The organism is Lysinibacillus sp. NPDC093688 (assembly GCF_050280145.1).
In the GTDB taxonomy this organism is placed as follows: domain Bacteria; phylum Bacillota; class Bacilli; order Bacillales_A; family Planococcaceae; genus Lysinibacillus; species Lysinibacillus xylanilyticus_B.
The window spans coordinates 185,059-199,418 of sequence record NZ_JBNNUX010000002.1; the positions used below are offsets into that span (position 1 = coordinate 185,059).

Annotated in this window: 14 protein-coding genes; 10 read left to right on the forward strand and 4 right to left on the reverse strand. The window is 35.8% G+C overall.

Annotated elements, in window-relative coordinates; translation table 11 throughout:
* Positions 1-98: 98 nt before the first annotated feature.
* Positions 99-545 (forward strand): MarR family transcriptional regulator, encoded by a 447-nt coding sequence (locus tag ACQKN2_RS03085; RefSeq protein WP_323645421.1) that lies wholly within the window; start codon positions 99-101, stop codon positions 543-545.
* Positions 546-1,074: 529 nt separating this feature from the next.
* On the opposite strand, the gene ACQKN2_RS03090 is transcribed toward ACQKN2_RS03085, so the two are convergent.
* The 3 genes from ACQKN2_RS03090 to ACQKN2_RS03100 form a co-directional block, all read right to left on the reverse strand.
* On the reverse strand, positions 1,075-1,773 hold the full coding sequence (locus ACQKN2_RS03090; RefSeq protein ID WP_427413647.1) for a hypothetical protein: 699 nt from the start codon (positions 1,771-1,773) through the stop codon (positions 1,075-1,077).
* A gap of 63 nt (positions 1,774-1,836) precedes the next feature.
* Positions 1,837-2,451, reverse strand: coding sequence for a CPBP family intramembrane glutamic endopeptidase (locus tag ACQKN2_RS03095; protein WP_427413745.1), 615 nt, complete (start codon positions 2,449-2,451; stop codon positions 1,837-1,839).
* A 78-nt stretch (positions 2,452-2,529) separates the two neighbouring features.
* Positions 2,530-2,721: a YkvS family protein gene (locus ACQKN2_RS03100; protein WP_053594765.1), complete on the reverse strand. Its 192-nt coding sequence runs from the start codon at positions 2,719-2,721 to the stop codon at positions 2,530-2,532.
* Between the two features lie 123 nt (positions 2,722-2,844).
* On the opposite strand from ACQKN2_RS03100, the gene ACQKN2_RS03105 reads away from it, so the two are divergent.
* The 3 genes from ACQKN2_RS03105 (at position 2,845) to ACQKN2_RS03115 (ending at position 4,499) form a co-directional block, all read left to right on the forward strand.
* Positions 2,845-3,033 carry a hypothetical protein gene (locus ACQKN2_RS03105; RefSeq protein ID WP_427413648.1) on the forward strand — a complete coding sequence of 63 codons (189 nt, stop codon included), beginning with the start codon at positions 2,845-2,847 and terminating at the stop codon, positions 3,031-3,033.
* Between the two features lie 92 nt (positions 3,034-3,125).
* Complete coding sequence (locus ACQKN2_RS03110; RefSeq protein ID WP_427413649.1) at positions 3,126-3,302, forward strand: Spo0E family sporulation regulatory protein-aspartic acid phosphatase; 177 nt, start codon at positions 3,126-3,128, stop codon at positions 3,300-3,302.
* Between the two features lie 324 nt (positions 3,303-3,626).
* Positions 3,627-4,499, forward strand: coding sequence for an NAD(P)-dependent oxidoreductase (locus ACQKN2_RS03115; RefSeq protein WP_427413650.1), 873 nt, complete (start codon positions 3,627-3,629; stop codon positions 4,497-4,499).
* A gap of 311 nt (positions 4,500-4,810) precedes the next feature.
* Here ACQKN2_RS03115 and ACQKN2_RS03120 read toward each other — a convergent pair whose 3' ends face one another.
* A complete protein-coding gene (locus ACQKN2_RS03120; RefSeq protein ID WP_427413651.1) occupies positions 4,811-5,203 on the reverse strand; it encodes a DoxX family protein in 393 nt (130 codons plus the stop codon).
* A gap of 156 nt (positions 5,204-5,359) precedes the next feature.
* Between ACQKN2_RS03120 and ACQKN2_RS03125 the strand changes: the two genes are divergently transcribed.
* From ACQKN2_RS03125 to ACQKN2_RS03150, 6 genes are all read left to right on the forward strand, one after another.
* Complete coding sequence (locus ACQKN2_RS03125) at positions 5,360-5,677, forward strand: winged helix-turn-helix transcriptional regulator (RefSeq protein WP_427413652.1); 318 nt, start codon at positions 5,360-5,362, stop codon at positions 5,675-5,677.
* Between the two features lie 205 nt (positions 5,678-5,882).
* Positions 5,883-7,208 (forward strand): MFS transporter, encoded by a 1,326-nt coding sequence (locus ACQKN2_RS03130; RefSeq protein ID WP_427413653.1) that lies wholly within the window; start codon positions 5,883-5,885, stop codon positions 7,206-7,208.
* Between the two features lie 244 nt (positions 7,209-7,452).
* The gene (locus tag ACQKN2_RS03135) at positions 7,453-8,355 is read left to right on the forward strand and encodes a chemotaxis protein (RefSeq protein ID WP_427413654.1); all 903 of its coding nucleotides are present in this window, start codon (positions 7,453-7,455) and stop codon (positions 8,353-8,355) included.
* Positions 8,356-8,616: 261 nt separating this feature from the next.
* The gene (locus ACQKN2_RS03140; RefSeq protein ID WP_427413655.1) at positions 8,617-10,170 is read left to right on the forward strand and encodes a Ppx/GppA family phosphatase; all 1,554 of its coding nucleotides are present in this window, start codon (positions 8,617-8,619) and stop codon (positions 10,168-10,170) included.
* Positions 10,160-12,316, forward strand: coding sequence for an RNA degradosome polyphosphate kinase (locus ACQKN2_RS03145; RefSeq protein ID WP_427413656.1), 2,157 nt, complete (start codon positions 10,160-10,162; stop codon positions 12,314-12,316). Before ACQKN2_RS03140 ends, ACQKN2_RS03145 begins: the two co-directional genes overlap by 11 nt.
* A 28-nt stretch (positions 12,317-12,344) precedes the next feature.
* Positions 12,345-14,348, forward strand: coding sequence for an EAL domain-containing protein (locus ACQKN2_RS03150; RefSeq protein ID WP_427413657.1), 2,004 nt, complete (start codon positions 12,345-12,347; stop codon positions 14,346-14,348).
* Positions 14,349-14,360 lie beyond the last annotated feature (12 nt).

Consider the following 14,360-nt stretch of genomic DNA (forward strand, 5'->3'; position numbering starts at 1 on the left):
ACGACGATTCAAGGCTTAAAATCAAATATAGCTTTTGACAATGCTTTTCTAATATCGCTATAATTGCATGTATAAAAGCGAAATGAAAGGAAAAGGATATGACGTCAGAAGATATAAAGCAATCTTTAAAATTATATATCGTATTATCACGTGCACATAAAGCAATTAATGAGACAACCCAACAATTTTTTCAAGAGAATGGACTAAACCCTACTGAATTTGCTGTCTTAGAGCTTCTTTATCATAAAGGAAGACAACCATTACAGCAAATTGGCAATAAAATTTTGCTTGCTAGTGGGTCTATTACGTATGTCATTGACAAACTTGAAAAAAGAGGATATTTATTACGTGTTTCCTGTCCGTCAGATCGCCGTGTTACTTATGCAGAAATTACGGACAAAGGTGAAGCATTTATGGGCGAACTATTTCCGAAACATGAACTGCATTTACATGAATTGATGAGTGTGCTATCTATTGAGGAAAAAGATCAAGCTATCACTTTATTAAAAAAATTAGGACTGTCTATTAAGGATTTGTCTTATTAAAAAGGGTTGTCTCAATGAATTTGAGGCAACTTTTTATTTTGAACAAATATTTTCTATAAAAGGCTTATACATGTTAGAGGGAGAACACGGTGAATCTTAAATTTGATTCTAGACCCCTTGGAGATTAGCGTCATAGATAAGGGAATGGAGCGAGTGACAAGCGTATCCCGCCCTGCGTCAACGCCCTTGTAACAGCTCCTAGCCACCCATCGCACCAATTGACCAATCGGAAGGGAAATGAGCCTCACGATATGGTAAAAACCTATTTAACAACGTCCTGTGGCAACTTATCTGTGCGAAAGCGAAGCGACAGCAACACGGCTTTAACCGTGCGAAAGCGAAGCGACAGCAACACGGCTTTAACTGTGCGAAAGCGAAGCGACAGCAACAACAACATACGACTGAGTGACCGACATCATGTTGGTCTAAGGCCTCAAGCCGATTTTGGACGCAATTATGCCGAGGCATAATTGATAATAATAAAAAGACTGTAGAGCAAACAAGTTTGTCTACAGTCTTTTTTGAATTATTATTTTTTAGAAATAGTTGCTGCCATTTTAAACATAGCATCTGTTAAATCTAATTCGTCGTTATCGTGAATTGTTAATTTTATAATTAAACCATCTTTTTCAAAAATAACGCCGATTACTTTTTCTTTGTCTTCCTCAAAATTCACAACATAACCTTCAATGTTTTTAACACCTTTAAATGCAGCTAAATCCTCAGAAGATAAAGATGATGTTTCACCAACAGCATTCATATAATCTTGCATAGATGTTTTTGCTTCATCATAGCTTGATTGTGACACATCTTCGATACGCATGAATACTTCAGCATTTTCTTTAGAAACTAACATGTCTTTACCTGGTTCTTCTTGAGTAAGTGTAAATCCAGGTAGTTGTTGCATCTTATAGCCTTGATCAGCACTTTTTGATTCGGTTGCTGTTTCAGTTTTGTCTTTGCCTTTTTGATTATAGATAACTTCTTGTTTTGGTGCAGTTGCACTATCAGTAGTTTCTGTAGTGCCTTTATCTGTTTCAGTTGATGTAGGAGTCTCTTTTGAGTCATCTACAATTTTATCCTCAGTTGTTGGTTTTTGCTGTTGTTCAGTATTTGATGGCTCATTTTTTTGAACATCAGAATCCTCTGTTTTATCAGAAGTATTACATCCTACGACTAAAATGGCTGTTAGAAATAATGCAGGTAGAGTAAATAATTTTTTTTGCATGAAAAGCCCTCCTTTTTTAATTAAACGTTGGTAAAGAGAAAATGTTTCCAAATTTTAATGTTATTATGTTAAAGGTAACACTAAAAACAAGAGTAGTACAAAAACTACATGGGATACAATAACAAGTGGCATACTCTTACGCCATTCATATAAGAAGCCCCAAATAAGACCAGTTACAAGTGCAGCAATCATACCAAGCATAAAGCCGCTTATTGCAATAGCGATTGCACATAAAATCGCTGTTACAATGACGGCAAAAGTAGGTCGCATAAAGCGTTTTAGCTGTTGTTGAACATAGCCACGCCAAAAGAGCTCTTCACCAATAGCAACAATGAATACGAGTAAAATATAGTGCCAAATAGTCTGTGGTCCGTAATTTGCTAAAAACTTTTGTACTGATTGTACCAATGAAGAATTAATATATGGTGCAAGCCAATAGCCCAAGCGTATAATACCGTATGTTATTGTACCGTATCCAATACCGAGAAGTAAAAATTTCCAGGTTGGTAACTGATCTTCAATTTTACCAGTCAAAATGGCAATGGCAATACATACAAGTAAAGTAAATGCATATAGGTGCCAAAATACAGCTTGGTTAGCAAAGGTAAAAGCAAGCATGCCATAAACGAATAATAAAGAAAGGAGCCATATTATTGTTTGTTTCGAATTTGTAAGCATCATTCGACCTCCATGCTTCTAATTTTATCAAAAAAAAAGTCCCTTATCATCTATAAAGACAAATAGGGACTATTCAGACTATTGAGCTTCATTTGTATATAAAATTTTGTAACGTTTATGGTTGACGACCGTCTTTTCTTCAATTTCAAGGGAATCGAAATTCTCCATGTATGTTAAATCAACGATCACCGAATTTTCATTTACTTTTTCGACTATACCTTGTAAGCCATCTTTAAACTCGATAATATTTCCAACTTCAGCTATTTTCACAGACAGTCAGCTCCTTCATCGACTAATAATATACAGTTTGCATGAAAAAATGGAAAACGTAAAGCCTTTTTTGAATAATTCATAATTAATTACACAGAATGCTAAAAAGAGAGGAATAATAAAATGGAAAAATACGAAAATATGCTTAAACAATTACAAAACGGGGAATTAACAAATATAGAAATAGAAAAGGAACAATTTTATGAGTTTCGAGAAGTACTTGTAAAACATCCTTTATTTAAACATTTTAGAGGTGAGGCCAAACAAAATGGACGTGTAATCTATACTTATCAAGAAATTCCAAGAAGCTAATTTGTCGAACATTGTCGTAAGTTAATGCTGTAAGAAATGAAATATAAATGTATAATAATGGTATGATTATTTGTGTGTGGAGGGTTATATGAATGGTCAATCTACTCTTGAAACAAATGGAACAAACTCGTGAGATGATGATTCGTTCAGGTGTAGAGAACGGGTTACAAAATGCGAAAACCATTCAACTGAGTCGCAGATTAGATCAGTTAATGAACACTTATTATAGACAGACAACATTTGAAGAAGAAGAAAGTCAAGAAGACTGAAAGAATGTTCCAGTATTCAGCGTATAAACTTTTTAAATAATATGTTTAAAAAGCATTTGGTGGGGAATACTTATTTTGAACACAGCAACATTCTCATTTCCCCTTTTGAGCAGTGATACCCCATCAACTGCTCTTTTTTTTGTCTTCATTAGGTCAAAGTGAAATTGATTTACTCGTATATATGCAGCGCATAAAGTTTTTAGTACAAGTTAATAAGAGAAGTTTGAATTATCGCACTTATTCAACTACACTGAAAGATGAAAATAAGTGCTAATGATTGGATATGAAGAATCGATAGCCTAGATAGCAAAGGAGTATGTACATATGGGAAAAGAGAGTATTGCATTTATCGGCACTGGTGTTATGGGTGCCAGTATCATCAAGCATTTATTAAAAAATGGTCATGAGGTAACAGTTTATACACGCACAAAGGAGAAAGCTGAGCCGCTTTTGGCGTTAGGTGCAACTTGGGCAAGTACACCAGCAGAAGCATTTAAACATAAGGATATTGCCTTTACGATGGTTGGATACCCTTCGGATGTAGAGGAAGTTTATTTTGGAGATAACGGTTTATTTCAAACAGCTGAATCCGGCAATATCGTTATTGATATGACCACTTCCGAACCAACATTGGCAAAGAAGATTTTTGAGCATGCCCAAAAACTTGGAGTAGAAGCGCTTGATGCACCTGTTTCCGGAGGAGATATTGGTGCACAAAATGGGACATTATCAATTATGGTTGGAGGTAGCCAAGCTACATTCAATAAAGTTTTATCAATCATGAAACAGTTCGGTGAAAATATTGTTTATCAAGGAGAAGCTGGTGCAGGGCAGCATGCTAAAATGTGTAATCAGGTCGTTATTGCTTCTGGAATGATTGGTGTGTGTGAGTCGCTGGCTTACGGTTTAAAGGCTGGACTTGATTTACCGACAGTATTGCAATCCATTTCGTCTGGTGCAGCAGGCTCTTGGTCGTTAAGTAATTTAGCACCCCGTATGATCAAAGAAGATTTCGCACCAGGCTTTTATATAAAGCATTTTGTAAAGGATATGAAAATAGCATTAGATGAATCTAAAAAAATGGGGATTACATTACCAGGTCTAACACTTGCTTATGATATGTATGAAAGGCTAATAGAAGAGGGCTATGGTGAAAACGGTACTCAGGCACTTTTAAAGGCCTATCTTAAAGGTTAACAAAACGAAGAATTCTAATTTTAGAAAACCCGAAGTATCATCTTTTGGAAGGATGAATACTTCGGGTTTTTCTATATAAAGCTAACACTAAGAAAATAGCATGCTTGTTGATTAGAAAAATAAAGGCTTATTATTAGCTGATATGTTGTTTTTTTGCTAGTATGCCCATTTTTTACTGATTGTAGCGGAGGGTTATTCGACTCCCGCAGGAAAGCGAGTAGCCCGTAGCGGAAATCAGTGTTTTCAAATTAATTCAAGTAGATAAAAATGCTTAATCTACACACCTAAGAAAATAGTTAACTACGGAAGCATCACTCTTTATCAAAAAGTTTTGCATCTAAAGAAAAATTAGATGCCCCTGCAAGTGCAAAGTATAAAGCCATTGCAGCTAAAGCTAAATCAAATTCATATCCAGCTAAGCCGTTTTCTCCGATAAATCCAACGCTAAGCTTCGCTGTAAAAATGGCAACAATCATTGTCACTGTCAATAAAGCGCCGATAAGTCTTGTGCCTAAACCTAAAATAATGGCTACACCACCGACTAGTTCTATAATGGCAACAATATAAGCCATGAAGCCTGGAATACCAATGGAATCAAAATAATCTGCTGTGAAGCTGATACCTCCCTGAAACTTTTGGAAACCGTGAGTTGCAAAAATAATGCCAAGCACCACACGTAAAATAGTTGAACCGATATTTTGCATAGTTAATAAACTCCTTTTGTTTTTAGCTTACATTTCGTAACTTAGTTTATTTTTTAAAACAACTTTTGTCAAGTAACTAAATTTTATTTTTAAAAATGATTTTTTAAAAAATGATATACTCTTATATAAGAACAAAATACATTGGAGGCAGGAAAATTGGATCAAAAAAATATTTGTCCACGATTTGAAAAAGCATTAAAAATATTGAATCATAGCTGGAACACCCTGCTTATTTATCAGTTATTAGAAGGCCCTCAACGATACTCAACGATAAAAAATCAGGTGGGTATTAGCAGTCGTGTGTTAACGGAGAGATTAAAAGAATTAGAAATTGAGAATATTGTGGAGCGCACAGTTATTCCATCAACACCAGTCGTGATTGAATATAAGCTAACAGAAAAAGGACATGCACTTGCACCGATTCTTAAAGCAATTGAACAATGGTCTTCTATGTGGGTGAATATAGAAGAATAGACAAAGGATATCCAAGCGAGGGGGCTTGGATATCTTTTTTATTATAAGTAGCTCGCAACTAAGGCGAAGATTCGTTCATTTTAGAGTGTTAGTTAAATAAAAACGAATGTATATTGTAAATAGTGTAAATTTTCATTAAATAAAAGGTATTTTTTATTACATGGGGGAATTTATTTAATAGTATAGAGAATGGGAGGAGGGTTTTATGAAGCGAAATTCAACAGTAGACGTTCAGCATCGGAGTCAGTTAGCTCTTTATTTATCATTGCCAATTTTGTCGTGGGCATTTTATGATTTTGCGAATACAATATTTTCTTCAAATATTAATACGATATTTTTCCCGTTTTATATGGATGAGGTTTTAGGGACGAATGAGGTAATGCAGCAGGTAGCAAGCACGTTTATTTCTTATGCGAATGCGATTGCTAGCTTTTTCCTCGTTATCTTTTCGCCACTTTTTGGTGTATGGATAGATCAGACCGGCTATAAAAAGAGATTTATCGTATGGTTTGCATCTATTTCCATCTTCTTTACCTTTATGATGGGGGTTTTTGCGAATTTACAGATGCCAACAAATTTTTCAGGTGTGCCACTTAGTTTATTTTTAGTTGTAGCTAGTTTTATCATTGCTAAATTTTTCTTTAATTCCAGTCTAGTATTCTATGATTCCATGATGGGTGATTTAGGGACAAAAGAGGAAATGCCCCTTATTTCTGGCTATGGTGTAGCGATTGGGTATCTTGGAACAATTTTGGGACTACTTGTTTATTTATACGTAGGAAACAGTGACTTCCATCGAGCATTTATTCCGACTGCCATTTTATATTTATTATTTTCTTTGCCATTATTTTTTATTAATAAAGATACACCGATACCAACGTCTCAACGAAAGCCTATTAAATTTTTAGATGGGTATAAGGAAATTGTTCAAACGTTTAAGGACATGAAGCAATATAAAGCTATTTTCACCTTTATGATTGCGTACTTCTTTTTAAACGATGCAATTGCAACAACGATTGCAATGATGGCTGTATATGCAACAACAATCGTAGGTTTTACCTCAGGTCAATTTATCGTGCTTTATTTAGTGTCTACGGTTTCAACTATTATTGGCTCTTTTGCATTTGGGTATATTACAAAAGCAATCGGAGCCAAACGTGCGATAACTATCGTGGCAATATTAATGATTGTTGCTTTAACATTTGCTGTCTTTGCGACAGAGCAATGGATGTTTTGGCTCGCAGGTAGTATGTTTGGCGTATCGCTAGGATCCATGTGGGTAACATCTAGAACATATATTATTGAATTGTCTCCAGAAGAAAAACGGGGTCAGTTTTTTGGCTTATTTGCATTTTCAGGTAAAGTATCCTCCATTATCGGGCCAGCAGTCTACGGAACGGTTACGTTATGGATGAAAGATTACGGAACGCTAGCAAGTCGTGTTGCGTTATCGACATTAATTGTGATGACGATAATTGGCCTATTGATACATCTAAAAGTCAATGGCTCAAAAGTTGGAAATGACATTTGATAAATGCCATGAATATCGGCTGAGCGCTTTCCTGAAGGCATCTGATGAGCCACCTGGGCTAAAGGATAGTTTTTGTGCGAAAGCGAAGAGGCAGCACTAACTGTTATCTGTATGGAAATCAACCCGTGTTATGGATGGCGAGCCATGTTAATGATAAAATTGGGAAAAGCAAGTAGGAGAAATGTAGTGCCTATGATACAATTGAATTATAAATAGAAGTTGCATAGAAAGGAGCGGTGTTGCTATGGAACATAAAGGTATATTATTAGAAAGTGGCACAAATGAGCTAGAAATTGTTGAATTTGAAGTAGCTAATAATAAATTTGGTATTAACGTTATTAAAGTAAAGGAAATTATTCAACCGATTCCAGTAACATTTATTCCACACGCGCACCCGCATGTAGAAGGGATTATTCAATTACGAGGTGAGGTTTTACCAGTAGTTGATATGCTCCGAGTATTAGGTATTCAAAGTCAAGAGCGTAGTTCTCAGCAAAAATATATTGTAGCTGAGTTTAATAAACAGCGTGTAGTATTTCATGTAGATAATGTAACACAGATTCACCGTATTTCATGGAATCAAATCGAGAAACCTTCTGATATGTATCAGGGAGGGACATCACAAGTAATTGGTGTTATTAAGCAAAATGAGCAAATGATTTTATTGCTTGATTTCGAAAGAATTATGGTAGACATAAATCCAGACTCTGGTATTAGTGTAGAAGCCGTTAAAAAGCTTGGTAAACGTGAGCGCTCTGAAAAACGAATTTTAATTGCAGAAGATTCACCATTACTACGTAAGCTCTTATTCGATACGATGAAAGAAGCAGGTTATGAGAATGTTGAATTCTTTGAAAACGGCCATGATGCTTATGAATACCTCCAAGCTATCGTCAAGAGTGGTAGCGATATATCCGAGCATATTCAATTAGTTGTGACGGACATTGAAATGCCACAAATGGATGGGCATCATTTAACGCGTAAAATAAAGGAGCATCCAGATCTCCAAAAGCTTCCTGTCATTATTTTCTCAAGCTTAATTACGGACGATCTTCGTCATAAAGGTGACCAAGTAGGTGCAGAGGATCAAATTAGTAAGCCAGAAATTGCTGAGCTTATTTTACGAATCGACCAACTTATCATATAAAGATCAGGATTTTACAATAAAGATAAAGTTGGAAAAGGTACTTCACAATATTAATAATGGGTATCCTGAAAGTATAATAATAATGTAAGAAAGTCGGATGCCTCTTTATAGGCTCCGACTTTTTTGTATAGATACATGAGGCTAGGAACAAAATAATAAGGTTCTATTTGTTGAGGTGTCTATACAATGTTCATAGATATGGTTTCCTCAATATTTGATGTAGAACCAATAATACTATGCATGCACTAAGGAAGTGATTATTTGAATGACTTAAAAACCGCTATCATCGATATTGGCTCAAACACCGTTCGATTAGTATTGTATCAATACGATAAAGAAGAGGGGCTTCGTGAGATTGGAAATATTAAGACGGTTGCACGTTTACGTACATATTTACAGCCCTCTGGTGAAATGTCTGAAGAAGGTATACAAGTATTAACAGAAACATTATTGACTTTTAAAGCAATACTTGATGATTATGAAGTGACTGATGTTAAAGCTGCTGCAACAGCTGCAATCCGTCAGGCGACCAATAGAGAAAAAATAATGACCTTAATGAAAAAACAGACAGGCATTCAAATAGAGCTTTTATCTGAAGATGAAGAGGCATATTATGGCTTTGTTGCGGTAGCTCATTCAATGGGCACGAAGTCCGCTGTAACGATTGATATTGGTGGCGGTAGTACAGAAATAACGTTATTTGAAAATAAAGAACTACAGAAATCTCATAGTTTTCCGTTTGGTACCGTTTCTTTAAAGCAACGTTTTGTAAAGGGCGAGATTATGAATGGAAGTGAAAAAAAGGAACTTATTGCATTTGTGAAGGAACAGTTCAAATCACTTTCATGGATTCAGGATATCGGTTTACCGATTATCGCTATTGGTGGTAGTGCTCGAAATATTGCCCAAATTCATCAACAAAAATATGCATATCCAATCGCAAGTGTACATGGCTACGAAATGACGAAGGGAAATTTAGATGAGCTCAGTGTATTTTTAAATAATTTAAGCTTTCATGATTTGAAACAGTTAGATGGGCTTTCGGCAGATCGTGCGGATATCATTGTCCCTGCATTAGAGGTTTTCAATGTGTTAATGGAAGTTGTCGGTAGTGAATTGTTCCAAATAACAAAGAAGGGTTTGCGAGAAGGGCTCATTATAAAGCGTATTTTGCAAACAGATAAAAGTGCGTTTGATAAGTACAATGTGTTTGAGGGAAACGCTAAAAGATTGGCTCGTCAGTATGGCCGTTCTGAAGAAGAAGCGGACTATTTGATGCATTTAGCGGATCAATTGTACCGTGAATGTTGCCGCTTTGGTTATTTGCAACATCATCCGAAAGATTTGCACTTATTGGCGAAAGCGGCAAGGGTGCTTAATATCGGGGAGTATATTGAGTTAAGTTCGGCGAGTCAGCATACTTTCTATTTAATCGCGAACCAATCTATCGATGGGCTAAGTCATAAGGAACGTGTAAAATTAGCACTTTTAGCCTCATATAAAAATAAAGATTATTATCAGCGATTCGCTGCTCCGTTTACAGAATGGATGAGTCGTGAGGAGTATCGTAAAATACGAGACTTTGGTGCTTTTTTGAAATTTATCTATGCGTTAAATGTATCTAAAAGAAGAATTGTCAAAGCCATTAAAATGCAAACAAAAGAGGATTATATACAGCTTAGCATCTATGTGAAACACAATGCGGCCGCTGAAGAATACCAAGCAAACCGACAAAAAAAACATCTAGAACGCGCATTAAAGATACCGATAAAAATAAACTTTGTGGAAGTAGGGTTGAACAATTATGACAACTGAAGTTACGAAAAATCAGTTAAGTGAAGAAGAATCAACAGAAATACAAGGTCGATTACTAGAGGAAATCGCTAAACCGCAATATTATAATAATCGTGAATTAAGCTGGCTCGCCTTCAATGAACGTGTTTTAGAGGAGGCAGAGGATGTTGATAATCCTCTGCTAGAGCGAATGAAATTTTTAGCAATATTTAGTTCGAATTTAGATGAATTTTTCATGGTGCGTGTTGCAGGTCTACAGGATCAGGTACGTGCAGGTTTTCATAAGGCCGAAAATAAGTCAGGCTTAACACCGAAAGAGCAATTAGCGAAAATTGCAGAGCGAACGCAGGCATTAGTGCGCCGACAAACTGAAGTTTACAGACACTTAATATATGATTTATTACCACAACATAATGTACATATCGCAGACATGAAAGATTTAACTAGTACACAGAAAGCATTTGTCAATGAAATGTTTGCAGAAACCATTTTCCCTGTTTTAACACCCGTAGCTGTAGATGCGTACCGTCCTTTCCCAACTTTGCTTGGTAAAACATTAAATTTACTTGTTTTATTAGAGCAAGATGAAACAGACTTAGAAAATCGTGAAAAGGTAGCTATTGTACAAGTTCCATCTGTTTTAGATCGTTATATTAAAGTACCATCAGCAGACGGAGAGACAGTTATTGTCTTATTAGAAGACGTGATTGTAGCGCATATAGAAAAACTCTTTTATGGTTACAGTGTCAAATCAGCGCAGGCTTTCCGTTTGACACGTAATGCTGATTTAACGATTCATGAAGAAGGTGCAAGAGATTTACTTGTAGAAATCGAAAAAGAGCTGAAAAAACGTAAGTGGGGTGTAGGCAGTCGTCTCGAAGTTCGTGAGGGCGAGATGAGCGAGGAAGTTCTTACATACTTACTAGATGAATTTGAAATTGAAGAAACGGATGTTTTTCATATAGATGGACCGCTAGATTTAACATTTATGTTCTCTTTTGTAAAAGGCATATCTGTTGGCCGAGAACATCTAGAATATGAAAGCTTTATCCCTCAGCCACCATTAGATTTGCAGTCGGATGAAAATATTTTTGAAAAAGCTCTGCAACAAGATATTTTTTTCCATCACCCATTTGAGTCGTTTGCGCCAATAGTAGATTTTATTGCAGAAGCGGCCGTTAATCCGAACGTTTTAGCTATCAAACAAACATTATATCGTGTAAGTGGTAATTCACCCATTATACAAGCCTTAAAGCTTGCAGCAGAAAATGGTAAACAGGTAACAGTTTTAGTTGAATTGAAAGCACGTTTTGATGAAGAAAATAATGTGCTTTGGGCAAAGCAACTTGAGCAAGCTGGCTGCCTTGTTATTTACGGCATGAATAACTTAAAAACACACTCGAAAATAACGCTTGTTGTAAGTCGTCGAAATGGAAAAATTGAGCGTTTTGTTCATCTTGGCACAGGAAATTATAATGATGCAACTGCAAAAATTTATACAGATATGGGTATCATAACGACAGATAAGGAATTTGGCATTGATGCCACTAACTTCTTTAACTATTTAAGTGGTTATACAGAGAAACCAACGTTTAATCATTTAGTTGTGGCCCCGTTTGATATTCGAGATGAATTTATCCGCTTAATGGATGAGGAAATTGCATGTCATAAGAAACATGGTAATGGTTTTATTCGAGCTAAAATGAATTCACTAACGGACAAAGACTTAATGATGAAGCTGTATGAAGCGTCCATTGCAGGTGTGAAAGTAGAGCTTATCATTCGTGGTATTTGTTGCATTAGACCAGGCATCCCTGGAATTAGTGAAAACATAACAGTAACGAGTATTGTTGGTCGTTTCCTTGAGCATTCGCGTATTTATTGGTTCCATCATAATGGGGAAAATAAAGTATACTTGTCTTCTGCAGATATGATGACTCGTAATATGATTAAACGTGTGGAAATTTTATTCCCAGTATATGCAAGCGAAGCGAAAGCTCGTATTATTAACATAATGAATACACAACTTGAGGATACAGCAAAAGCTCGTATTCAAGACTCCAATGGGAAATATCATTACAAAGAATTTGATCGTGGTGAAGATCCGATTAATAGTCAGGAAATTTTCCTAAAGGATGCACTAAAACCTACGCTAGACGAAGAATAGGCAAACACGCTACTTAGTGAGGGATATAATGAAAAAATATAAAGAGAGTGTAGCGCAATTTGCAGACTATCATCAAATCATACAACTTAATCCATTTGATGCGGTCGTATGTTTGAGAAAAGTGGATACAAAAGCGTTTGAAGTCGTTAATTTTAACGATAAACTACCGTCATTTATGACGCTACAAGATGTGAAAGCCACCAACGCTGAACAATTTTTTTCGGAGCAATGCTGGCTGCAATTATCGAATATAGTACAACAAGAATTGAATATAGAGCAAAGGCTAGAGGTATATACAGAAAACAAAGTAAAAACATTTGATGTTCGTGTACAGCACTTAGAAAATTCAGTTGTAGCAGTTATTTTCCGTGAGAAGCAGAATGAAGTAGAACCCTATTTGCAATTTGTGGAACAGCACGTATGTCCGGTGTTAACAACTGATTTGCAAGGTCGCATTATTCATCAAAACGTTGCTGCCACTTCTCTCTTGCTGAAAGAACAACAAAGCTTGATAGGACAAAATATTTTTTCATTATTAGAGAGTAAGTATATCAACGAATTTAAATTACTATTTGCAAAAACTATTGAGGGCTCAGCATTCGGGATGCCAAAATGCTTGTTTAAACAGCAACTGTTAAGTAAAGAACCATTTTATTTAAGAACACATCCAACATACTTTAATGGTGAAATTATAGGTGTGCATTTATTTGTGAAAGACGCCACGTCATTTATGAATGATCATCAGGCCTTTTATTACCTAGCATTAATGGATGAATTAACGGGTATTTGGAATCGTAAGGCTTTAAAGGAACAGTGGCTTCAGCATTTAAATGATAAAAAGCAAAATAAGCAAGCCGCTATTATTTTAATGGATATTGATCGTTTTAAAAAGTTTAATGAATCCCTTGGTGAAAGTAAGGGGGATGAACTTATACGAATGTTTAGTCAAAGACTTCATGAGCTCTGTTACTCAAAATGCTCTCTTTATCGTTATAATAGCGATGAATTTATTTTTGTTCTAAAAGATGCAACCGTCAACAAAATTGAACAGACGGCTAACGCTATTTTAGATGCATTAAAACAGCCATTCATAATTGATGAGCAGGAATATTTTATTAGCGTGTCGATTGGTATCTCCCAAAGTCCCGCGGATGGCAAAGATTTAGAAACGCTTGTACGTAAAGCAGATAAAGCATTATTTTCTGTAAAAGAGCATGGTCGTTCACACTACCGTTACTATCGTGAAGATACGACAACTATTTTTCCAAATGAGGCACTGATGGAGGCGCATTTACGTCGTGCTATCGAATTTAATGAACTAAGTATTCATTTACAGCCGCAAATGGATTTAACGAATAACAGTATAAATAGCTTTGAGGCATTATTACGATGGAATAACAGAAAATTTGGCTTTGTGTCTCCTGCACAGTTTATACCTATTGCAGAGGCATCAGGCTTAATCATTGAAATCGGGGATTGGATTATTGACGAGGTGTGTCGCTATCAAGAAGAGTGGCGGATGAATGGCTATCGACCAGTTCGAATTGCCATCAATATATCGCCAAAACAATTTAGAAAAGAAAACTTTGCTCGGAAAATTAAAGCGGCCTTGAAAAAATATAATGTGCCACCTGAATTATTAGAGGTGGAAATTACCGAAAGCTCCATGACGAATGTCCATGAAACATTTTCAATTTTAACCGAATTGAAGCAGCTAGGTGTTTATGTTTCCGTTGATGATTTTGGAACGGGCTATTCATCTCTAAGCTATTTAAAGCGTTATCCGATAGATATTATAAAAATTGATCAATCGTTTATAGCGGATATTACAAAAGATGATAAAAATGAGGCCATTATTAAAGCCATTATTTCAATGTCCCACAATTTGGGGTTGGAGGTCGTAGCTGAAGGGATCGAGGAACCATCACAAGTTGATTTTCTAAAACGACACCGATGCCAAAAAGGGCAAGGCTATTTATATAACAAGCCATTACCCGTAGAAACCATTGTGAATAAATATTTTGTTAGCTAAAGCCAACAAACA

What these genes read in the sequence shown, in the direction of transcription:
- ACQKN2_RS03110 (WP_427413649.1), top strand. Translation starts at nt 3,126, where the DNA reads ATGGTCAATCTACTCTTGAAACAAATGGAACAAACTCGTGAGATGATG.
- ACQKN2_RS03115 (WP_427413650.1), top strand. Translation starts at nt 3,627, where the DNA reads ATGGGAAAAGAGAGTATTGCATTTATCGGCACTGGTGTTATGGGTGCC.
- ACQKN2_RS03135 (WP_427413654.1), top strand. Translation starts at nt 7,453, where the DNA reads ATGGAACATAAAGGTATATTATTAGAAAGTGGCACAAATGAGCTAGAA.
- ACQKN2_RS03095 (WP_427413745.1), bottom strand. Translation starts at nt 2,451, where the DNA reads ATGCTTACAAATTCGAAACAAACAATAATATGGCTCCTTTCTTTATTA.
- ACQKN2_RS03150 (WP_427413657.1), top strand. Translation starts at nt 12,345, where the DNA reads ATGAAAAAATATAAAGAGAGTGTAGCGCAATTTGCAGACTATCATCAA.
- ACQKN2_RS03145 (WP_427413656.1), top strand. Translation starts at nt 10,160, where the DNA reads ATGACAACTGAAGTTACGAAAAATCAGTTAAGTGAAGAAGAATCAACA.
- ACQKN2_RS03105 (WP_427413648.1), top strand. Translation starts at nt 2,845, where the DNA reads ATGGAAAAATACGAAAATATGCTTAAACAATTACAAAACGGGGAATTA.
- ACQKN2_RS03120 (WP_427413651.1), bottom strand. Translation starts at nt 5,203, where the DNA reads ATGCAAAATATCGGTTCAACTATTTTACGTGTGGTGCTTGGCATTATT.
- ACQKN2_RS03130 (WP_427413653.1), top strand. Translation starts at nt 5,883, where the DNA reads ATGAAGCGAAATTCAACAGTAGACGTTCAGCATCGGAGTCAGTTAGCT.
- ACQKN2_RS03090 (WP_427413647.1), bottom strand. Translation starts at nt 1,773, where the DNA reads ATGCAAAAAAAATTATTTACTCTACCTGCATTATTTCTAACAGCCATT.
- ACQKN2_RS03085 (WP_323645421.1), top strand. Translation starts at nt 99, where the DNA reads ATGACGTCAGAAGATATAAAGCAATCTTTAAAATTATATATCGTATTA.